Below are 20,454 nucleotides of genomic sequence, written 5' to 3' on the forward strand. Positions count from 1 at the left end.
GGCGCGGACCGGTACGGCCCGCGCGGGGCCGGGGTGCGCTCGCGCCCCGGCCCCGCGCCGGGGAGAGTGGACCCATGACTTCTGTCTCCGCCGACGAGATCCTCGAACGCCACGGCGAGGCGCTCCGGCTCTTCACCGACCGGGTGCACGCGGTGCGCGACGACCAGTGGTCCGCGTCCACGCCGTGCACCGAATGGACCGTGCGCGACCTGGTGGCCCACCTCACCGCCGAACAGCTCTGGGTGCCGTCCCTGGTCACCGAGGGGCGCACCGTCGCCCAGGTCGGCGACGCCTTCGACGGCGACGTGCTGGGCGACGACCCCGTGGCCGCGTGGGACCGGGCGGCGGCCGGGGCGCGCGAGGCGTTCGGGGCACCGGGCGCCCTGGACCGGACGGTGAACCTGTCGTACGGGGACACCCCCGCCGACGCCTACTGCGCGCAGATGGTGACCGACGCGGTGGTGCACGCCTGGGACCTGTCCCGGGCGATCGGAGCCGACGAGCGGCTGCCCGCCCCGCTGGTCGGGTTCGCGCGCCGCGAGGTCGGGCCGTACGCGAAGGACCTCTCGGGCAGCGGCCTGTTCGCCCCGCCCGTCGGGACCCCGGCCGACGCCGACCCGCAGACCGAACTGCTCGCACTGCTCGGCCGACGGTCCTGACACATCGCCGGGTCGTTACCCTGTGCTCGTGATTCCGGTCGTCGGCCGGAGCGCCGGAGGCGGGAGGCGGCAGGACCGCGCTCCCCGGCCGGCCCGGACGCCACGAGAGGCAGAAGTGAGCACCGCACACCTGGACGTGGCCGTACCCGAGCGGGCCGAACTGGGCGAGGGCCCGACCTGGGACCCGGCGACCGGCCGCGTCGTCTGGGTCGACATCGTCGCCGCGCGCGTGCACACCTACGACCCGGTGACCGGCCGTCGTACGGTGATGGCGACCGAGCAGCACGTCGGGGCGGCCAAGCCGCGGGCCGGCGGCGGACTCGTCGTCAACCTGCGCGACGGCATCGGCCTGTACGACCCCGACGGGGCCTTCCGCTGGCTGGTCCACGACCCGGTGCCCGGCCGGCGCGGCAACGACGCGGCGGTCGCCCCGGACGGATCGCTGTGGGCGGGCACCATGCGGTACGACGGGGCCGAGGGCGGGGGCGGTCTCGCCCGCGTCGCGGCAGACGGCGCGGTGACCCCGGTGCCGACCCCCGTGTCCTGCGGCAACGGCGTCGGCTGGAGCCCCGACGGACGGTCGATGTACTTCGTCGACACGCCCACCCGCCGCATCGACGTCTTCGACTTCGACGGCGAGCACGCCGTGAACCGGCGCCCGTTCGCCACCGTCGAGGAAGGCGCCGGGTTCCCCGACGGGCTGACGGTCGACGCCGAGGGGGCGGTCTGGGTCGCGCTGTGGGACGGCGCCGCGGTGCGCCGCCACACACCGGACGGCGCCCTGGACCGGACCGTCGAACTGCCGGTGCGACGCCCCACCGCCTGCGCCTTCGGCGGCGCGGAGCTGCGCGACCTCTACATCTCCACGGCCCGCACGGGCCTCGTCGCCCCGCACCCGCTGTCCGGTTCGCTGCTGGTGCTGCCGGACGCGGGCCGGGGGATGCCCGGTACGGCCTTCGCCGGCTGACCCCCGTTCCGCCCCCGCGCCCGTTCCGTCCCGCGGCCGGTTCCCGCCGGAGCACCGCCCGGCCGACGGGCGCCGTCGGCCGAACCCTCGTATAAAGGCCCTGAGGGCGGGGCCCGAAGGACCCGGGGCGGACCGGAGCCCCGGTGCGGGACGGCGCGACAGGGTGACGGGCGGCGGCGAAGGAGTCCCGGATGGCGCGGCAGCAGACCGGACGGGCGGGGCGCGGGCACCGGGGCGTGCGGGAGGACCGGGGGCCCGTCCGCTACGGGCCGCCCGTACACGACCCCGGACTGCCGGTCCTGCCCGAGCTGGCCGAGGTGCTGGCCGCCGCGGCGGGCCGTGCCGGGCCCGAACCGGCCGGCGGCGGCGACGCCCTGCGCGAGGCCGCCGTCGGGTACTGGCAGCGGCGCGGACTGCGCGGCGGCCCGGAACGCGTCGCGGCCGCCCCGGGCGCCCCGGCGCTGCTGCTCGCCCTGCTCGCCGCGCACGGCGGCGACGTGCTCATGCCGCGTCCCTGCCCGGCCGCCTGGATCCCGCAGGCCCGGCTGCTGGGCAGGCCCGCCTACCACGTGCCGACCCCGGCGGAATGCGGCGGCGTGCCCGACCCGTACGCGCTGCTGGAGACCGTGCGCAGGGTCCGTGCCGAGGGCGGCAGGCCCCGGCTGCTGCTGATCTCCGTCGTCGACGACCCGACCGCCACCGTCGCCCCGCCGGAGCTGGTCCGCGAGGCGTGCGAGGCGGCGGTCGCCGAGGGGCTGCACGTCGTCAGCGACGAGACCTGGCGCGACACCCTGCACCGGCCGCGCGACACGGTCCTGCTCAGCCCGGCCGAGATGTGCCCCGACGACGTCACGGTCGTCTGCGACCTGGCCGGCGCGCTGACCCCGTCCGGCTGGCCGGTCGCGATCGCGCGATTTCCGGACACCGGACGGGCCGCGGTGCGCCACGCCCGTACGCTCGACGTCCTCACCGCGCTGGGCGCGCTCGTCGCGGAGCCGGTCGCCGCGGCCGCCGCCCACGCGCTGCGCGAACCGGAGGCCGTCACGGACCGGATCCGCCGGGCCGCCGCCCTCCAGTCGCGGATCGCCGCGGCGGCCCACCGGGCGGTCCTCGCGTCGGGCGCGCTGGCCAGGCCCCCGCAGGCGGGCCGCCACCTCTACGCGGACCTCGGACCGCTCAGGTCCCGGCTGGCCGACCGCGGCGTCACCGACTCGCTGGAGCTGGAGGAATACCTGACGGAACGCCTCGGCACGCCGACGCCGGGCGGGCACCGGTTCGGCGACGAGCTGGGGGCGCTGCGCGTGCGGCTGGGGACCGGGGCACTGCTGGGCGCGACGCCCGAGCAGCGGACGGAGTCCCTCACCGCTGTGGCGCCCCTGGAATTGCCGCACGTGGCCCGAGCCCTGAGCATTTTCGCAGCGGCCCTCGACGAACTGCGATGAACGCACTGCGAAGACGGGAGTCCCCCGATGGCGGAACAGACCGGGCACACCCTCCCCGGAACAGGGCGCCCGCAGCCGGTGCGCGGCGAGATAGTCGGGCCTCGCCCGCTCGGCGAGGTCCGGGACTGGCCCAAGAGCTTCGCCGACCGGCTCACCGCACCCCTTCCTGGTGTCATGGGCATGTCCCGGCTGGCGCGTGAACGGGCCCTGCGGCCCAATGCGGAGGGACTGCGCGGCGTCCAGCGGCTCCCGTACGCCCCCGAACCCCTGCCGGCCGTCCCCCCGGGGACCACGTCCGTCACCTGGGCCGGCCACGCCAGCTGGGTCGTCCGCACCGGCGGCCTCACCGTGCTCACCGACCCCGTCTGGTCCCGGCGCATCCTCGGCACCCCGGCCAGGATCACCCCGGTCGGCGTCCGCTGGGACGACCTGCCGCCCGTGGACGCCGTCGTCATCAGCCACAACCACTACGACCACCTCGACGCCCCCACCCTGCGCAGGCTCCCCAGGGACACCCCGCTGTTCGTCCCCGCCGGGCTCGGTCGCTGGTGCCGCCGCCGCCACTTCACCTGCGTCACCGAACTCGACTGGTGGGAATCGGCCGAACTGGACGGCGTCCGCCTCTCCTTCGTCCCCGCCCACCACTGGTCCAAGCGCACCCTCACCGACACCTGCCACTCCCTGTGGGGCGGCTGGATCATCGACGCCCCCGGGCCCGACGGGCGACGGATCCACTTCGCCGGGGACACCGGCTACGGGCACTGGTTCGGCGAGATCGGCAGCCGCTACCCCGGCATCGACCTGACCCTGCTGCCGATCGGGGCCTACGAACCGCGCTGGTGGCTCGGCGACGTGCACACCGACCCGGAGGAGGCCGTCCAGGCGTACGAGGACCTCGGCGCCCGCGCGATGGCGCCGATGCACTGGGCCACCTTCCTGCTCTCCGCGGAACCCGTGCTCGAACCGCTGACCCGGCTGCGCACCGCCTGGCAACGGGCCGGACACCCCCGGGACCGGCTCTGGGACCTGCCGATCGGCGGCTCCCGGCTGCTGGAACCGGCGCCCCGCACCCTCAGTGGCTGAACCGGGCCCGCGCCCTGCGCCACACCACGGGCACCCCGCTGACCAGCAGCGTCAGCCCCACCGCCGCGACCACGCCCTGCCACGGCTCGGGGAAGATCCAACCGCCCAGGACCCCGATCAGCTGGTACGTCGCCGCCCACGCCAGACACGCCGGCACGTCGCCGCGCGCGAACCGGCGCAACGGCATCCGCCCCAGCAGACAGGCCAGCATCACCGGAATCCGCCCCGCCGGAACCAGCCGGGACAGCACCAGCACCACCCCGCCGTGCTCGTCCAGCTTCTGCCGCGCCTGTGCCAGCCGCTCCGGGGCGGCCCGGTCGCTGAGCGCCCGGAGCCACTTCGAACCGTTCCGCGACCGCACCCCGCGCTGCCCGAGCCAGTACAGGCAGGTGTCGCCGAGGAACGCAGCGGTCGACGCCACCACGAAGACGGCCAGCAACGAGAACGGCGACGAATGGTGCAGCGCCACCACCGCGGCCGAACTCACCAGCGCGCCCGTCGGCACCACCGGCACCAGCGAACCCACCGCCACCAGCAGGAACAGGGACGGATAGCCGACCGCCTGCTGCGTCGACTCCGGGGGCAGCTGCCCCACCACCTCGTGGATCACCCGGCGGCCTCCGGCCGCACCCGCTCGCCGTGGGACAGCCGGTGCACGGCCACCTCCGGCGCCAGCAGCGCCGCCTTGCGGACGAACTCGTCGCCCGGCGCGTGGAACTCGTGCGGCCGGACCCCGTCCATGCCGATCGGCCAGTACGTGCCGTAGTGCACCGGCACGGCCGAGCGCGGCGCCAGCCGGGTCAGCGCCTGCGCGGCCCGGCCCGCGTCCAGATGGCCGTGGCCCAGGTACGGGCCCCAGCCGCCCACCGGAAGCAGCGCGACGTCCACCGGACCGACCGCCTCCGCCATGTCGTCGAAGAGCCCCGTGTCACCCGCGAAATACGTACGGGCCCCGCCCTCGACCACGTAGCCCAGCGCGGGGGAGCGGTGCGGCCCCATGGGCAGCCGCCTGCCGTCGTGCAGGGCCGGGACCGCCCGCACCCGCACCGCGCCGACCCGGACCTCGTCGCCCGCCGCCACCTCGGTGATCAGCAGCCCGTGCTCCGAGCGCAGCCCCCGCAGCCCCGGCACGGAACGCGAAGCACCCACCGGCACCACCAGCCGGGTGCCGGGGGCGAGCCGGGACAGGGACGGCAGGTGCAGGTGGTCGGAGTGCAGGTGCGAGACGAGCACGACATCGGCGACCGCGGCCTCGGGGCCGGGCAGCTCGCCGCGCCGGCGGCGCAGGTGCGCGAAGCGCCGTACGAAGAGGGGATCGGTCAGCACCCGGACCCCGGAGTCCTCGATCGTGCAGGTGGCATGACCCCACCAGGTGACTTCCACCGGCACGCGCCGCCTCCTCGTTCCCGGGCTTCTCGTTCCGGCCCCGCGTCGAGCCTAAGGGCTCCCCGCCCCCGCCGGGCCGGTCCGGTGGAGGAGGGGCGCACATGTGTTCCGGGATTCCGCCCCGCTCACTCCTCTCGCTCCCCCGTGCGCGGTGTGCGCCTTCTTGTACGCGGGCACGGAGGGTAAGGTCGCCGGTACGCCCAGGCAGCGCCCGGTGAATGCGCCCGGTGCGCGGGCGGACGACGGCATGTGCCGGACACGGCCTACGGGGGATTCGGTCATGGGGGACGTGAAGGACGTACGGGTGGCGGCCATCGCCAGTCTCACACCGCTCGAGGAGCTCGACGAGGACCCGTTCCTCGTCGACACCCGCAGCCAGCAGGACATGTGCGCCCGCTGGGCCGCCGACAAGGGCTACGTCGTCACCCGGCAGCTGCGCCTCTACGGGCTGCGCCCCGACCACCACGCCCTGTGGACCGATGTCGAGAACGGCGACGTCGAGGTGTTCGTCGCCGCCAACGACCGGGTGCTGGCCCGCGCCCTCACCTCCGTGCCGGAGTTCGCCGCCGAGTGCGAGCGGCGCGGCGTGCGCCTGGAGACCGCGGACCTCGTCGAGCCGCTGTACACCCCCCGTACGAAGGCGAGCGTGCACCGCAGACTCTCCATGCCGACCGCCGGTTACGACGGCTGCTGACCGGCCGCCCGCGGTCCCGCTGTGAAAGGCTGGGGACCGAGGCCCGGAACGGCGGGGGCCGGACGTGAGGTGGAACGGCGTGGGTGACGGGCGATGGCGAACGGTCGGCAGCGCCCTGTTGCGGGTGGTGCTGGTGTGGGCGGTGTCGACGTTCACGATGCTGGCGCTCGCCTGGATCCTGCCGGACTTCCAGCTCCAGTCGGACGACCACGACAGCATCACCAAGATCGCGTTCACCGCGGCCTGGGGCGCCGGCGCGTTCGGTCTGCTCTCCGCCCTGGTCTGGCCGGTCCTGGTCCGGGCGCTGCTCATCGTGCCCGCGCTCGTCCTCGGGCTGCTCGTCTTCTTCCTGAACGGCTCGCTGCTGCTGCTCGCCCTGCGGCTCATCCCGGACGGGCGCGGAGCGGTGGCACCCGAGACGGCGGTCGTCGTCGCGGCCGTGATGTCCGCCGTCGCCTCGGCGACCTCCACCGCGCTCGCCGTCCGCGACGACAACGCCTACCGGCGCCGGCTCTCCCGGCTCGCCGACCGCCGCCGCCGGCGCAGCGGCACGGACGCCGGACGCAGCGGCCCCCCGGGCACCGTCTTCATCCAGCTCGACGGCGTCGGCCACGACGCGCTCGCCCGCGCCGCCGGCCAGGGCCTGATGCCGACCGTCGCGGGCTGGCTGGCGGACGAGGAGGGGCACCGGCTCACCCCGTGGCGCACCGACTGGTCCAGCCAGACCGGGGCCAGCCAGCTCGGCATCCTGCACGGCAGCAACCACGACGTCCCCGCCTTCCGCTGGTACGAGAAGGAGACCGGCGACGTCATGGTCTCCAGCAGACCCGCGAGCGCCCTCGAACTCCAGCGCAGGGCCATCGCGCGCACCCGCGACGGCGGGCTGCTCACGGTGGACGGGGCCAGCCGCGGCAACCTCTTCAGCGGCGGCGCCGAACAACTGGCCCTGGTCCTGTCCATGGCGGCCCGGCGCGGCAAGGGCCGCCGCTCCAGGGCCGGGTACTTCGCCTACTTCTCCGATCCGGCCAACGCCGTCCGCACCGCGCTGTCCTTCGTCGCCGAGGTCTGCCGCGAGATCGGGCAGTCGATCGCCGCCCGGATCCGGAAGGACACCCCCCGGATCAAGCGCGGCGGGCTCTACCCCTTCATCCGGGCCTTCGCGACCGTCGTCGAACGCGACGTGGTGGTCTCCGCCGTCATCGGCGACATGTTCGCCGGACGCACCGCCGTCTACGCCGACCTGGTCGCCTACGACGAGGTGGCGCACCACTCCGGCCCCGACAGCCGCGACGCGGACAAGGTCCTCGCCCGGCTGGACCGCTCGCTCGCCCTGATCGCCAAGGTCGCCGAGCACACCCCGCGCACCTACCGGATCGTGCTCCTCTCCGACCACGGACAGAGCCCCGGGGAGACCTTCGCCGGGGCGTACGGGCTGACGCTCAAGGACCTGGTGCGGGCGGGCTGCGGGCTGCCCGTCTCCCGCCGGGCGCAGCGCACCCGCAGCGGCTCGGAGGCCCGCGACGCGGTACGGATCGCCCTGCACCGGCGGCCCGTCGAGGAGGGCGAGGCGGAGCACCGCACGAAACCGTCCGACCCGGTCGTCCTCGCCTCCGGCAACCTCGGACTCGTCTCCTTCCCCGACATCGAGGGGCGGGCCTCGCGCGAGCGGCTCGACCGGGAACGGCCCGCCCTGCTGGGCACCCTCGCCAACCACCCGGGCATCGGTTTCCTGCTGGTGCGCAGCGAGCGCCACGGATCGGTGGTGCTGGGCCGGGGCGGGGAGGAGATCCCGGTGGCGGAACTGGAGGACGGGAAGGGGCCGCTGGCGCCGTTCGGCCCCGGCGCGGCGGACGCGGTGCGCCGCACCGACACCTTCCCGCACGTCGCCGACATCATGGTCAACTCGATGTACGACGACGCCACGGGGCGGGTGCACGCCTTCGAGGAACAGATCGGCTCGCACGGCGGACTGGGCGGCTCGCAGTCCCGGCCCTTCCTGCTGTGGCCCGCGGATCTGTCCGCCCCGGTCGCGACGGGCGCGGAACTGGTGGGGGCCGAGCAGGTGCACGAGGTGCTGCGGCGCTGGCTGCGGGAGTGCTCCGGGCCGCAGGTCCCGATCGGGCGACCGGGCACGGAGAGCGGGGCGGACGGGGCCGACGGCACGATCGGGGCGGCCGGCTGACGGCCGCGAAGACCGCTCGCCGCCCCCGGCCGCCGGGCCGCGGGACGGCGTTGTCAGTGGTGGACGGCAGGATGGGGGCCATGACGAACTCAGCTGTTGTGCTCGCCGATGCCGCCGCCTACGCCGCCGCGGTCGAAGAGGCCGCGCAGGCCGCCGCCGCGTACTACGCCACCGGCGAGAGCACGCTCGACGACGACGCCTACGACCGGCTGGTGCGGGGGATCGCCGGGTACGAGCAGGAGCACCCGCAGGAGGTGCTGGCGAACTCGCCGACCGGCAAGGTGGCGGGCGGCGCCGCGACCGGGGACGTGCCGCACACGGTGCCGATGCTGTCCCTGGACAACGTCTTCTCGGCCGAGCAGTTCGTCACGTGGACGGCGTCGCTGGAGCGCCGGATAGGCCGCCCCGTCGCCGCCTGGAGCGTGGAGCCGAAGCTCGACGGACTGGCCGTCGCGGCGCGCTACCGGGCGGGCCGCCTGGAGCAGCTGATCACCCGGGGCGACGGCACCGCGGGCGAGGACGTGTCGCACGCGATCGGCACCGTGGTCGGCCTCCCCGGAGAGCTCGCCGAGCCGGTGACGATCGAGATGCGTGGCGAGATCCTCATGACGAACGAGCAGTTCGACCGGGCCAACACCGTGCGCACCGAGCACGGCGGCGCCCCCTTCGCCAATCCGAGGAACGGCGCGGCGGGCACCCTGCGCGCCAAGGACCGGGCGTACACGGTGGAGATGACGTTCTTCGCCTACGGGGCCCTGCCGCTGCCCGACTCCGGCGAGCTGACCGACACCCTCGCCGAACTCCCGCACAGCGAGGTCCTGGCGTACGTCGCCGGGCTCGGCGTGCACACCGCCGCGGACACGGACGTGGCCCCGCGCACGGTGACCACCGTCGAGGAGGTGCAGAGCCGGGTCGAGGAAGTCGCCGCCCTGCGCGCCTCGTTGCCGTTCGGCATCGACGGCATCGTGATCAAGGCCGATCTCGCCGCCGACCAGCGCGAGGCCGGTTCCGGGACCCGGGCGCCGCGCTGGGCCATCGCGTACAAGCTGCCCGCCGTCGAGAAGGTCACCCGGCTCCTCGGCGTCGAGTGGAACGTGGGCCGGACCGGCATCATCGCCCCGCGCGCCGTGCTGGAGCCGGTCGAGATCGACGGCTCGACCGTCAGCTACGCCACGCTGCACAACCCCGCCGACATCACCCGCCGCGACCTGCGCCTGGGCGACCGGGTGATGGTCTACAAGGCGGGCGACATCATCCCCCGGATCGAGGCGCCGGTCGCCCACCTGCGGACCGGCGACGAGAAGCCCATCGAGTTCCCCGAGGCCTGCCCGCAGTGCGGCTCCGAGATCGACACCAGCGAGCAGCGCTGGCGCTGTGTGCGGGGCCGCAGCTGCCGCCTGGTCGCCTCCGTCTCGTACGCGGCGGGCCGCGACCAGCTCGACATCGAGGGCCTCGGCGCGACCCGTGTCGTCCAGCTCGTCGACGCCGGTCTGGTGACCGACTTCGCCGACCTCTTCACCCTCGAACGCGACCAGCTGCTCGGCCTGGAGCGGATGGGCGAGACCAGCACCGACAACCTCCTGGCCGCCATCGAGACGGCCCGGACCCAGCCGCTCTCCCGGGTCTTCTGCGCGCTGGGCGTACGCGGCACCGGCCGCTCCATGTCCCGGCGGATCGCCCGGTACTTCGCGGACATGGACCGGATCAGGACCGCGGACGAGGAGGAGCTCCAGCGGGTCGACGGGATCGGCAAGGAGAAGGCCACCGGTGTCGTCGCCGAGCTGGTGGAGCTGGCCCCGCTGATCGAGAAGCTGGTGGCCGCCGGGGTCAACATGACGGAACCCGGCGCGACGCCCCCGCCCGCGCCCGGCGAGGAGGGCGAACGGACGGCGGACGCCGCCGCGGACGGGGCGGGCGGCCTGCCGCTGGACGGCATGACCGTGGTGGTCACCGGGGCCATGACCGGCGCGCTGGAGAAGCTCTCCCGCAACGAGATGAACGAGCTGATCGAGCGGGCGGGCGGCAAGTCCTCGTCCAGCGTCTCCAAGCGCACCACGCTCCTGGTCGCCGGGGAGAAGGCCGGGTCCAAGCGCACCAAGGCCGAGGACCTCGGCATCCGGATCGCCGCGCCGGACGAGTTCGCCGAACTGCTCGCCGGATTCCTGCCGTCGGAGGTGTGACGCACGGCGGGGACCCGGTGTGCCGCACGGCGGGGGCGTGGTGCGGCACACGGCGGGGGAGTGGTGCGCCGCACCGGGGCCGTGCTGCCCGAACCCTTTGATTTTGCCCGGGAGTGGCTTTCTTTGCCTCCCTATTGCATAGTGAGGGCTCGGCCATGCCTCGCTATCAGCGGGTCCATGGGTGGGTGAACGGCTGTGGTGACAGGCCGGAGGAGGGACGATGCGTTCTCTGCACTACGGACGCCGGCCCGATCGGCCGGCCCGCTCCGAGTACCGGGGCGTCACCCGCGGCCTCGCCATCGATCTCGGCAGTTCCCGTACCCGGGCCTGGATGCCCGGGCACGGTGTCATCACCGACGCCCGCAGCGATTTCGGCACCGGCGCCGGGCACGGCCACCCGGTCCGGCGCGGCCGCATCGTCGACTTCGAGTCCTGCGGCCGGATGCTCGGCCGCATCGCCGACATGGCCCTGGGCGAGGACCGCACGGGCGCCGTGATCGTCCTCAGCCATCCCGTCCTGGCCGGGGCCGGGCACCGAGCCGCGGCGAAGGAACTGGTCGCCGCGCTCGGACCGGTGGGCGTCATCGCGCTGGACAGCGCGCGGGCCGCCGCCGCGTACGCCGGACCGGGGGACGGAGGCCCGCTGCTCGTCGTCGACATCGGCGCCGAGCTCACCGAGGCGACCCTGCTCGTCGACGGCCGGGTCCGTGACGCCCGCCAGGCCGAATCGGGTCTGAGCGACCTCGCCCCGTCCCAGCCCGCCGCCCCCGTCGTCCGCACCGTCCTGGACATGGTCACGGAGATGTGGAAGCAGGACCGGCACGGTGCCGTCCTGGGCGCCCTGCGCAGGGGCCCGTTGCTCACCGGCGGCGGCGCGGCCCGGCGCGACGTCACCGACGCGATAGCGGCCCGCCTCGGGGTGCCGGTGCGCCCCGCCGACGACCCGGCGACCACGGTCGTACGGGGCGCGGGAATGGTCCTCAGCTCCGTGCTCCGCCACGCGGGCGCGGTACCCGCCCTGCCCGGCCGACCGAGGTGACCCCCCTCCCGGGGCCGCCCCCGGGAAACGCGCACCCGGGGCCGCGTCCGGCGCACGCCGCCGCCCAGCCGCAGGACGACGCGCGCGGCGCACGGCGTGCACGGCCGTTCGCCGGGGCGCCGTCCCCGTACCCGACGCACCCGGACGGCACCGACGATGCGGCGGCCGGGCCGCGCACCGGCCGCCGCACCCCGGACGACACGCGCCGCACCCGGCCGGGCACCCCGGCCGGTGGCACCGTGCGGGCCGCCCGGCAGACGTTGGTCGCCCTGCTCCTCGCCGTCCTCGCCGTGGTCGGCGGCGCCCCCGCGTCCACGTTCCCCGCCCGGCCGTTCGCCGGGGCACCGCCCTCCGAGGCGCACTCGCCGGGCGGCCACCGCCCCACCCCGCACACCGACCGGACCACCCGCACGGGCATCGTCGGCGACACCCGCCGCACCCGCGCGGGCACCGCCCCCGACACCCGTCGGGGCCGCACCGCCACGGCGACCGACCACCACCGGCCCGCATCGACGACCGGCCCGGGGCCGGGGGGGCCGGCGCCGACCAGGCCCGCCCCCCGCACCATCTCCCGCCGCCGGGCTCCCACTTCACGCTGCCCGGCGCCTTCGCCGTCCGCGCGCCCGACCGGGCCCGCCCGCGGGCCCCCGAAACCGTTTCCCCCACCGTCGACCGCTTCCGCGCCGCCCTTCCGGGCGTGCGCGGACCTCCGAGGACGGCCGTGCACCGGCCACCGGTCCTGCCACCGGTCCCGTTCCACGCAACCGCCGTACCGTCCTCGCCGAGGTGAGGACGCGCGGCGTCCCCTCGGAGGAAACCCATGACTCGCGCCACCACGGTGCGAGCGGTTCTGGCTGCGGCCGTCCTGCTCGTCTCCGTGTTCATCACGCTGACCATGTCACCCAGACTCGGCCTCGACCTTCAGGGCGGCACCAGAATGGTGCTCCAGGCCAAGGACTCGGACACCGCGAAGGCGGACCGGGAGAGCACCGAGCACACCCTCGAAGTACTGCGCCGGCGCATCGACTCGCTCGGTGTCACCGAACCCACCCTGACCCGCTCCGGCGAGGACCGGATCATCGTCGAACTCCCCGACGTCCAGGACCCGCGCAAGGCCGCCGAGGTCATCGGGAAAACCGCACAGCTCAGCTTCCACGCAGTCCAGGGGCCGGGCACCCCGGACGAACCGAAGCCCGGCGACAAGGACGCGCAGGACGGGAAGAAGCCCGGCGACAAGGACGGGCAGGACGGGAAGAAGCCCGGCGACAAGAGCACGCAGGACGGGAAGAAGTCCGACGGCGGGCTGACGCTTCCCGACGAGCAGGGCCGCCCCCTCGCCCTCGGCCCGTCCAGGCTCTCCGGCGCGGGCGTCAAGGACGCCACCGCCGCGTTCGACGGCCAGCAGGGCGCCGGGTGGACCGTGTCCCTCGACTTCCACAAGAAGGCGGGCCGGGACTGGACCGAGCTGACGGGCGAAGCCGCCTGCCACCCGGCCCAGGACGACCGCCGCCGTGTCGCCATCGTCCTCGACGAGCGGATCATCTCCTCCCCGCAGGTCTCCCCGTCGGTCGGCTGCGGGGTCGGCCTGCCGTCCGGATCCACCCAGATCACCGGCTCCTTCAGCGCGGACGAGGCCAGGGAACTGGCCCTGCTCATCAAGGGCGGCGCCCTGCCGCTGCCCGTCGAGATCGTCGAGCAGCGGACCGTGGGACCGACGCTCGGTGCCGCCGCCATCGACGCCAGCGCCCGCGCCGCCCTCATCGGAGCCGCGGCCACCGCGCTCTTCATCACCATCGTCTACCGGCTCTTCGGCGCGCTCGCGGCCGCCGCACTCGCCGCCTACGGGCTGATCTCCTACGCGGCCCTGGTCGGCCTCGGAGTCACCCTCACCCTGCCCGGCCTCGCCGGATTCGTCCTGGCCATCGGGATGGCGGTCGACGCCAACGTGCTGGTCTTCGAACGGGCCAGGGAGGAACACGCACAACATCCCGGCCGGACCCTGCGCTCCTCGCTGACCGCCGGGTTCCGCAATGCCTGGAGCGCCGTCGCGGACTCCAACGTGACGACACTGATCGCGGCCGGACTGCTGTTCTTCCTCGGCTCGGGACCGGTGAAGGGCTTCGGGGTCACGCTCGCCATCGGCGTCATCGCCTCGATGTTCTCCGCGCTCGTCATCGCCCGCGCGCTCACCGAGATCGCCGCGCGCTCCCGCTTCGTCAACGACTACCGGGGCGTCAACGGCATCGCCACCCCCGGCCGGGTGCGCACCTGGCTGAGCCGCCGCGATTTCCGGCCGATGCGGTACCCGCGCCGCTGGCTGCTGGTCTCCACCGCGCTGGTCGCCGTCGCCGTCCTCGGCATCGTCGTGCGCGGCGTCAACCTGGGCGTCGAGTTCACCGGCGGCCGGCTCGTCGAGTACTCGACCAGCAAGCCCGTCGACGTGGAGCGGGCCCGCACCGTCCTGGCCGACGCGGGCTTCGGCGACGCCGAGGTCACCACGGCGGGCGCGGGCGACCTCTCCGTACGGACCGGAAAGATCGACAACGACCAGGAACACGCCCTGCGTTCCGCGCTCGCGGCGGAGGGCGGCGAGACCACCAAGGTCCGCGACGAACTCATCGGCCCCAGCCTCGGCGACGAACTGCGGCGCAACGCCCTGATCGCGCTCGGCATCGCCGTCCTGGTGCAACTGGCGTACCTGGCGGTCCGGTTCCGCTGGACGTTCGCGGTGGGCTCGGTGGTGGCGCTCGTCCACGACGTCATCATCCTGGTCGGCGCCTTCGCCTGGCTCGGCCGCACCGTCGACGGGATCTTCCTGGCCGCGCTCCTCACCGTGATCGGGTACTCCGTCAACGACTCGGTGGTGGTCTTCGACCGGGTCCGGGAGCTGTGGGCGAAGGCCCGGCGGGTGCCCGTCGCCACGATCGCCGACCGGGCGATCCTCCAGACCGTCCCCAGAACGGTCAACACCGGAATGGGCGCGCTCTTCATCCTCGTCGCGCTCGCGGTCCTCGGCGGCGACTCCCTCGCGGACTTCGCGCTCGCCCTGCTGATCGGCATCTGCGTCGGTACGTACTCCTCGGTGCTGACCGCCGTACCGGCCGCGCTCGTCCTGGAGCGGAGCAGCAAGGCCCCGCCGCCCGCCCGGAAGCGGTCGCCGGGCCGCAAGTCCGGCACGGGCCGGGCCCGCCGGGACCCGCTGGACAACGGAGCACGGGTGTAGGGCCTCCGCCCGGTCCGGACCGGTCCGGACCGGGCGGGAGGTGCCGGTCACCGACTGACCGGTGACCGGCACCGTTGGGCGTGTGCCCGGCCGTCGTCCCCCGGCCGGGCACACGCACACGTACCTGCTCGCCGCCGGGGCCCGCAGAAAGGGGCCCCGGCGGCGAGCCGCACGTTCATGTCCCGGCCGTTCCCTCGGCGGACCGCTCGATCCCGCCCCGCCGCCGATCCGGGAACCCGAACGCGGACCCCTACGCGACCCAGCAGTAGACACCCTGGCCCCGGCGCCGGGCGCCGCCGACGAGGTCGGCCAGATCACCCAGGATCGCCTCGGCGACCTCCACGTCGATGGTCTCGCCGTCCTCCGCGCGCCGTGCGACCCACCCGGCGGCGACGGTCCGCAACCCGGACGGTCCGGCCCCGGCGAGCGCGGCGGACAGCCGGGGCGGGAGCGCGAGGACGACGCACCCGCCGTCGTCCGGGCCGGCGACGACACGGGGCCCGTCGGCCTCGACGAGCTCCTCGAAGCTTCCACCGGTGAGCAGGCACTCCCACTCGATCACGGCCTCCTCGGGGTCGAAGTTGCCGAAGGAGAGCGACTCGAACGCGCGTCGCGGCCCGGTCGGAAGGACCAGGGCCGCCGACGCGTCGTCCGGCGCCACGAAGAACTCCACGATGATGCTCACCCGGGCATCATGCCCGCCCGCCCATGACCGTGATCGCCGAGGTGGGTGCCCTGCCCCGCGGCTTCTTCCATCAGCCGGGCGGTGAACGGGTGCCGCGGAGCCGAGGAGAGCCGGTGGACGGGCCCCTCCTCGACGAGGGCGCCCGCCTCCAGCACGGCGACCCGGGTGGCCGACGCGGCCACGGCCGGGTCGTGGGTGATCAGGACCAGGGACAGCTCCCCCCGGTCGCGCACCAGCCCGGCGAGCGTGCCGAGGATGTCCCGCCGGGTGACCGTGTCGAGGCCGGAGGTGATCTCGTCGCAGATCAGCACCCGGGGCCGGGCCAGCAGGGCACGGGCCAGCGCGGCGCGCTGGAGCTCGCCGCCGGAGAGCCCGCCGGGGCGGCGGCGTACGAGGTCCTCGCCCAGACCGAGGCCGGTGAGAGCGGCGAGCGCCTCGGCCAGCGCGTCCGGCTCGGCCGCCCCGCGCAGCCGTACCGCCGTCCGGGCGACCTGCCGGAGGACCGGGCGGTGTTCGTCGAACGCGGCCCCGGCGTCCTGGAAGACGTACTGGACGGCGGCGAGTTGCCGACGCGTGCGGTCCCGCAGGCTGCGCGGGAGCGGGACGCCGTCGAGGAGGATGTCGGCGTCGTGGTTCCGGTGCAGGCCGGCCAGACAGCGGGCCAGGGTGGTCTTTCCGCTGCCCGAGCGGCCGACGACGGCCAGGCATTCACCGGCGCGGAGGGCGAGTCCGGGCACGCGGAGCACCGCCGTCCGGCCGTGCCGGGCGGTGAGGGGCCCGGTTCGGAGGACCACCTCGCCCCCGGACGCCGGCCCGATGCGGGCGGCGCCGGATCCGGACGACAGGAGTTCGGCCGTCCAGGGGTGCCGCGGCGCGCGCCACAGGCGCTCGGCCGGCCCGCACTCCACCACGCGCCCGTCGCGCATGACCACGACCTCGTCGGCGAGAGTACGTACGACGTCCAGGTCGTGGCTGAGCAGGACGACGGCGATCCCCTCCCGGGCCACGGCGGCGAGCCGCTCGACGATGCCCCGCTTCGTCAGCGGGTCCTGGCCCGTGGTCGGTTCGTCGGCCACCACCACCTCGGCACCGAGCAGCAGCGCCTGCGCGAGGACGACGCGTTGCTGCTGCCCGCCCGACAGCTGATGGGGGTGGCGCCGCAGCATCGCCCCGGGGTCGGGGAGCCGGACCGACGACAGGGCCCGCAGCACACGCTCGTGGACGGCGGCCCGGCGGGCCCGGTACGGCAGGTGCCGCACCTGCGCACGGGCGATGTCCCGCAGCAGGGCGCCGACGCGGCGCGCGGGATTGAGCACGGCGCCGGGGTGCTGGGGGACGTACCCGATCGGCCCGTCGGGCACGTGCACGTCGCCGGACACGCGGGCACCGGCCGGGTATTCGCCGAGCAGCGCGCGGCCCGTGGTCGTCTTGCCGCTGCCGGACGCGCCCACGACGGCCGTGATCCTGCCGGGGAGCACCCGGAGGGAGACCCCGTCGACGATCGCCCGGCCGCCGACCTCCACGCGCAGGTTCCTGATCTCCGCGACCGCGTTCACGGCGTTCAAGTCCGTTTCCTCTTCTCCAGCCCGGCGTCCACGAGCAGATTGGTGCCCATGGTCAGGGCGACGACGAGCAGGGCGGGCACGACCACGGCCCACGGCTGCACGAACAGTCCGGTGCGGTTGCGGTCCACCATCACCGCCCAGTCGGCGGCGTCCGGCTCGACGCCCACACCGAGGAACGCCGCGGTGGCGACGAGATACAGCACCCCGGTCAGCCGTACACCCGCGTCGGCGGCGAGCGTGCGGGCCATGGACCGGCCGACGTAGCCGACGGCCGTACGCCACCAGGTCTCGCCCTGCATCCGCAGTGCCTCGACCGCCGGGCGCGCCGCGGCCCCGGCCGCCGCGGCCCGGACGATGCGGGCGGCGTCCGGGATGTTGACGAGGGCCACCAGCAGGGCGAGACCGACAGGTCCCGGGGCGAGGACGGCGGCGACGAGCAGGATCATCAGCAGCGACGGCACGGCGAGCAGCACGTCCAACGGCCGCATCAACAGCTCTTCGAGCCAGGCGCGGTGGGTGAGGGCGCCGATGACCCCGACGGGGAACGCGACCAGATAGGTCGCGGCGGTCGCGGCCAGTGCCACCAGCACCACCGAGCGGCCGCCCAGCAGGACCTGGTGCCAGACGTCCCGGCCGACGAAGTCGGTACCGAGCCAGTGCCCGCCGCCGAGCGCGAACGAGGGGGCGCGGGGCCCGGGGGCGCCGACGAACAGCGGTCCCGCGAGGGCCAGGGCGAGGGGGACGCCCACGACGACGGAGCCGAGCACGGAACGGGACCTCACGCCGCCACCTCCGATCGTGGGGCGAAGCGGTGCGCGACCAGGTCGGCGCCGAGGTTGAGCACGACGGTGGTGACGCCGAAGACGACGGCGAGGCCCTGGACCACGGGTACGTCCCGTTCGGCGACGGCGTTCATCAGGACGGTGCCGAGGCCCGGGATCACGTACAGCGCTTCCACGACGATGACGCCGCACAGCAGCCAGTCGACGGTGCGGGCCAGTTGCTGGGCGGCCGGCGCCATGGCGTTGGGGAGGGCGTGTCCGTAGCGGACACGGATGCCCGGGACGCCGCAACGGCGGGCGTGCGCCGCGTACGGGGCGGCCAGCGCGTCGATCATGCCGGCGCGCACCAACCGGGCGAGGGAACACACCGGGCGGGAGAGCAGGACGAGGACGGGGAGCACCAGGGCGGCGGGATGGGCCGGGAGGTCGGTGCCGTAACCGACGGCGGTCGGCGGGACCCAGCCCAGACGCAGCGCGAAGACGGTGACCAGCAGCACGCCGAGGGCGAACTCGGGCACGGCGTACGCGCCGAGCGTCACCGAGCTGACCAGCCGGTCCACGAACCGGCCCTCGTGGCGGGCGGCGAGGACACCGAGGCCGACACCGACCGGGACGAGGAGAGCGACCGTCAGGGCGGCGAGCAGCAGCGTCGGTCCGTAGCCGTCGGCGAGGTACGTGCCGATGGGACGGCCGGAGGCCAGGGACGTGCCGAGGTCCCCGTGCGCCAGGCCGGACACCCAGTCCGCCAGGCGTTCGTGCGCGGGCCGGTCCAGGCCCATCGCTTCGCGGATGGCGGCGATGCGTTCCGGATCGGGCTGGTCGCCGGCGAGGGCGACGGCGGCGTCGCCCGGCAGTGCCTCGGTGAGGGCGAAGACGAGCAGCACGACGGCCGCCGTCTGCACCGCACCGAGCAGCAGCCGCCGGGCGATCCAGGGACGTGATCCGCTCACGCGAGCCACACCTTGTCGAAGCGCGCCCAGTCGAGGGAGTTGGCCGGTGCCTCCTTCGCCACGCCGTGGACGTTGCGGGCGGTGCCGAGGATCCAGTCGGCGAAGCCCCAGACCAGGAAACCGCCCTCGGCGTGCAGGCGCCGCTGCATGCGGTGGTAGACGGCGGTGCGGGCGGCCCTGTCCTCGGTGGACTGCGCCTGCCGGTAGAGGGCGTCGAAGTCCTCGTGGTGCCACTTGGTCGCGTTGGTGGTGGAACCGGTGAGCAGACGCTGGGAGATGTGGGCCTCGATGGGCATGGCGCCGGAGCGGTAGGAGCAGAGGGTGCCGGAGTCGAGGACGTCCTTCCAGTAGCTGTCCTTGCTGCCGGTCCTGACGGTGATGGTGACACCCGCCTTCGCGGCCTGGTCCCGGAAGATGGTGGCGGCCTCGGTGAATCCGGCGGCCACGGGCGAGGTGTCGAGGGTGACCTCCAACCCCTCGGCGCCCGCCCGCCTGAGGAGCCCCCTGGCCCGGTCGAGGTCCTGTTCCCGCTGGGGCAGGTCCGCGGCGTAGTACTCGTAGCCCCGGCCGAACAGGTCGTTGCCCACCTCGCCGGCACCGGACAGGGCGCCGTCCACCAGTTCCTCGCGGTCGGCGATCAGGAAGAACGCCTCCCGTACGCGCCTGTCGTCGAAGGGCGGGCGGTCGGTCTTCATCGCGAAGGACTGCATGGCGCTGTTGCGGAGCCGGACGATCTCGATCCGGCCCCCGCCCTCGTGGGCGCGGGCGGTGGTGGGGGCGAGCTCGTGGGCGTACTCGATCTGGCCGCCGAGGAGGGCGTTGACGCGGGCGGACTCCTCGTTGGCGACGACGAACTCCAGCTCGTCCAGGTACGGGGCGCCGTCCCAGTAGTCCTCGTTGCGCCGGAGGACGGCGGACTTCCCGGGGGCGAAGGAGACGAAGCGGAACGGTCCGCTGCCGACCGGCTCGCGGTCGAAGTCCTGCTCGCCCTCGGGCACGACGTACGCGCCGAAGGCGGCGAGCACGTTGGGGAACTCGGCGGTGGGGCGCCTGAGGACGAACTCGACGGTCCGCTCGTCCAGGGCTCGGCTGGCCTTGAGGTCGATGGGTTCCAGGGACGCCCGGGCACGGAACGCCCGCTTCGGGTCGGCGATGCGCCGGTAGCTGTACAGGACGTCGGCGGCGGTCACCGGCCTGCCGTCGTGGAAGACGGCCTCGCGCAGTGTGACCTTCCAGCGGTCCAGGCCGGCATTGGGCTCCCACCGCGTGGCGAGGCGCGGCCGGGCGGAGAGGTCGGGGCCGTGGTCGGCGAGCTTGTCGAAGAGGGCCTTGGCGCGGGCCACGTCCGCGAAGAGGTTGGCGAGATGCGGGTCGAGGGTCTCGCTCGCCCCGCCGCCGGCGAACGCGGCGCGCAGGCGTCCGCCGCGCCGGGGCCTTCCGCCGGCCTTCGCGGGGTCGGCGGCCGGTCCGGAACAGCCGGTGAGGCCGAGGGCGCCGAGGCCGACCACGCCCGTGGCGGCGAAGAGGAAGCCCCGGCGGCGGATACCGGGCAGGTGCGGGCCGGGGGCGGGGACGTCGCCCGCCGGGGCGTCGGGCAGGGGTATGTCGTTCATGGCG

16 protein-coding genes are annotated in these 20,454 nt (G+C 74.9%); 9 read left to right on the forward strand and 7 right to left on the reverse strand.

Annotation, left to right across the window (positions count from 1 at the left end; genetic code table 11):
• The first annotated feature begins 74 nt into the window (after positions 1 to 74).
• From EAO76_RS36110 to EAO76_RS36125, 4 genes are all read left to right on the forward strand, one after another.
• Positions 75 to 659, forward strand: coding sequence for a TIGR03086 family metal-binding protein (locus tag EAO76_RS36110; protein WP_148840281.1), 585 nt, complete (start codon positions 75 to 77; stop codon positions 657 to 659).
• A gap of 115 nt (positions 660 to 774) precedes the next feature.
• Positions 775 to 1,626, forward strand: coding sequence for an SMP-30/gluconolactonase/LRE family protein (locus tag EAO76_RS36115; RefSeq protein WP_148840282.1), 852 nt, complete (start codon positions 775 to 777; stop codon positions 1,624 to 1,626).
• A 191-nt stretch (positions 1,627 to 1,817) separates the two neighbouring features.
• Positions 1,818 to 3,068 (forward strand): aminotransferase class I/II-fold pyridoxal phosphate-dependent enzyme, encoded by a 1,251-nt coding sequence (locus EAO76_RS36120; RefSeq protein WP_148840283.1) that lies wholly within the window; start codon positions 1,818 to 1,820, stop codon positions 3,066 to 3,068.
• Between the two features lie 27 nt (positions 3,069 to 3,095).
• Positions 3,096 to 4,151 carry an MBL fold metallo-hydrolase gene (locus EAO76_RS36125; RefSeq protein WP_148840284.1) on the forward strand — a complete coding sequence of 352 codons (1,056 nt, stop codon included), beginning with the start codon at positions 3,096 to 3,098 and terminating at the stop codon, positions 4,149 to 4,151.
• Here EAO76_RS36125 and EAO76_RS36130 read toward each other — a convergent pair.
• Together EAO76_RS36130 and EAO76_RS36135 are read right to left on the reverse strand one after the other, a co-directional pair.
• Positions 4,141 to 4,761 (reverse strand): DedA family protein, encoded by a 621-nt coding sequence (locus tag EAO76_RS36130; protein WP_148840285.1) that lies wholly within the window; start codon positions 4,759 to 4,761, stop codon positions 4,141 to 4,143. The genes EAO76_RS36125 and EAO76_RS36130 overlap by 11 nt on opposite strands.
• Positions 4,758 to 5,540, reverse strand: a complete 783-nt coding sequence (locus tag EAO76_RS36135) for an MBL fold metallo-hydrolase (RefSeq protein ID WP_187438900.1) — start codon at positions 5,538 to 5,540, stop codon at positions 4,758 to 4,760. Before EAO76_RS36135 ends, EAO76_RS36130 begins: the two co-directional genes overlap by 4 nt.
• A gap of 277 nt (positions 5,541 to 5,817) precedes the next feature.
• Between EAO76_RS36135 and EAO76_RS36140 the strand changes: the two genes are divergently transcribed.
• The 5 genes from EAO76_RS36140 to secD all read left to right on the forward strand — a co-directional run bounded on the left by EAO76_RS36140 (position 5,818) and on the right by secD (position 14,855).
• Positions 5,818 to 6,231: a hypothetical protein gene (locus EAO76_RS36140; protein ID WP_148840286.1), complete on the forward strand. Its 414-nt coding sequence runs from the start codon at positions 5,818 to 5,820 to the stop codon at positions 6,229 to 6,231.
• Between the two features lie 79 nt (positions 6,232 to 6,310).
• Entirely contained in the window at positions 6,311 to 8,413 is a 2,103-nt protein-coding gene (locus tag EAO76_RS36145) for an alkaline phosphatase family protein (RefSeq protein WP_148840287.1), read from the forward strand.
• A 71-nt stretch (positions 8,414 to 8,484) separates the two neighbouring features.
• Entirely contained in the window at positions 8,485 to 10,593 is a 2,109-nt protein-coding gene (gene ligA, locus EAO76_RS36150; RefSeq protein ID WP_148840288.1) for an NAD-dependent DNA ligase LigA, read from the forward strand.
• 220 nt (positions 10,594 to 10,813) lie between these two features.
• Positions 10,814 to 11,632, forward strand: a complete 819-nt coding sequence (locus tag EAO76_RS36155; RefSeq protein WP_148840289.1) for a rod shape-determining protein — start codon at positions 10,814 to 10,816, stop codon at positions 11,630 to 11,632.
• An 820-nt stretch (positions 11,633 to 12,452) separates the two neighbouring features.
• Complete coding sequence (gene secD / locus EAO76_RS36160) at positions 12,453 to 14,855, forward strand: protein translocase subunit SecD (RefSeq protein WP_148840290.1); 2,403 nt, start codon at positions 12,453 to 12,455, stop codon at positions 14,853 to 14,855.
• A gap of 250 nt (positions 14,856 to 15,105) precedes the next feature.
• Here secD and EAO76_RS36165 read toward each other — a convergent pair whose 3' ends face one another.
• Genes EAO76_RS36165 through EAO76_RS36185 form a run of 5 tightly spaced genes read right to left on the reverse strand, consistent with a single transcriptional unit; the run spans position 15,106 to position 20,450 of the window.
• A complete protein-coding gene (locus EAO76_RS36165; protein WP_148840291.1) occupies positions 15,106 to 15,540 on the reverse strand; it encodes a hypothetical protein in 435 nt (144 codons plus the stop codon).
• Positions 15,537 to 17,096 (reverse strand): ABC transporter ATP-binding protein, encoded by a 1,560-nt coding sequence (locus EAO76_RS36170; RefSeq protein WP_262376056.1) that lies wholly within the window; start codon positions 17,094 to 17,096, stop codon positions 15,537 to 15,539. The genes EAO76_RS36165 and EAO76_RS36170 overlap by 4 nt, the downstream gene beginning before the upstream one ends.
• A gap of 5 nt (positions 17,097 to 17,101) precedes the next feature.
• Complete coding sequence (locus EAO76_RS36175; protein ID WP_262375974.1) at positions 17,102 to 17,887, reverse strand: ABC transporter permease subunit; 786 nt, start codon at positions 17,885 to 17,887, stop codon at positions 17,102 to 17,104.
• Entirely contained in the window at positions 17,884 to 18,837 is a 954-nt protein-coding gene (locus tag EAO76_RS36180; protein WP_148840292.1) for an ABC transporter permease, read from the reverse strand. The genes EAO76_RS36175 and EAO76_RS36180 overlap by 4 nt, the downstream gene beginning before the upstream one ends.
• Positions 18,834 to 20,450: an ABC transporter substrate-binding protein gene (locus tag EAO76_RS36185; RefSeq protein ID WP_148840293.1), complete on the reverse strand. Its 1,617-nt coding sequence runs from the start codon at positions 20,448 to 20,450 to the stop codon at positions 18,834 to 18,836. Before EAO76_RS36185 ends, EAO76_RS36180 begins: the two co-directional genes overlap by 4 nt.
• Between the last annotated feature and the right edge of the window lie 4 nt (positions 20,451 to 20,454).

It is taken from the genome of Streptomyces sp. sk2.1, from assembly GCF_008120935.1.
Taxonomy (GTDB): Bacteria; Actinomycetota; Actinomycetes; order Streptomycetales; family Streptomycetaceae; genus Streptomyces.

Bases quoted from the DNA above. Each gene is read 5' to 3' on its own strand.
- EAO76_RS36110 (WP_148840281.1), top strand. From the start codon at position 75: ATGACTTCTGTCTCCGCCGACGAGATCCTCGAACGCCACGGCGAGGCG.
- EAO76_RS36120 (WP_148840283.1), top strand. From the start codon at position 1,818: ATGGCGCGGCAGCAGACCGGACGGGCGGGGCGCGGGCACCGGGGCGTG.
- EAO76_RS36125 (WP_148840284.1), top strand. From the start codon at position 3,096: ATGGCGGAACAGACCGGGCACACCCTCCCCGGAACAGGGCGCCCGCAG.
- EAO76_RS36140 (WP_148840286.1), top strand. From the start codon at position 5,818: ATGGGGGACGTGAAGGACGTACGGGTGGCGGCCATCGCCAGTCTCACA.
- ligA (WP_148840288.1), top strand. From the start codon at position 8,485: ATGGGGGCCATGACGAACTCAGCTGTTGTGCTCGCCGATGCCGCCGCC.
- EAO76_RS36155 (WP_148840289.1), top strand. From the start codon at position 10,814: ATGCGTTCTCTGCACTACGGACGCCGGCCCGATCGGCCGGCCCGCTCC.
- secD (WP_148840290.1), top strand. From the start codon at position 12,453: ATGACTCGCGCCACCACGGTGCGAGCGGTTCTGGCTGCGGCCGTCCTG.
- EAO76_RS36185 (WP_148840293.1), bottom strand. From the start codon at position 20,450: ATGAACGACATACCCCTGCCCGACGCCCCGGCGGGCGACGTCCCCGCC.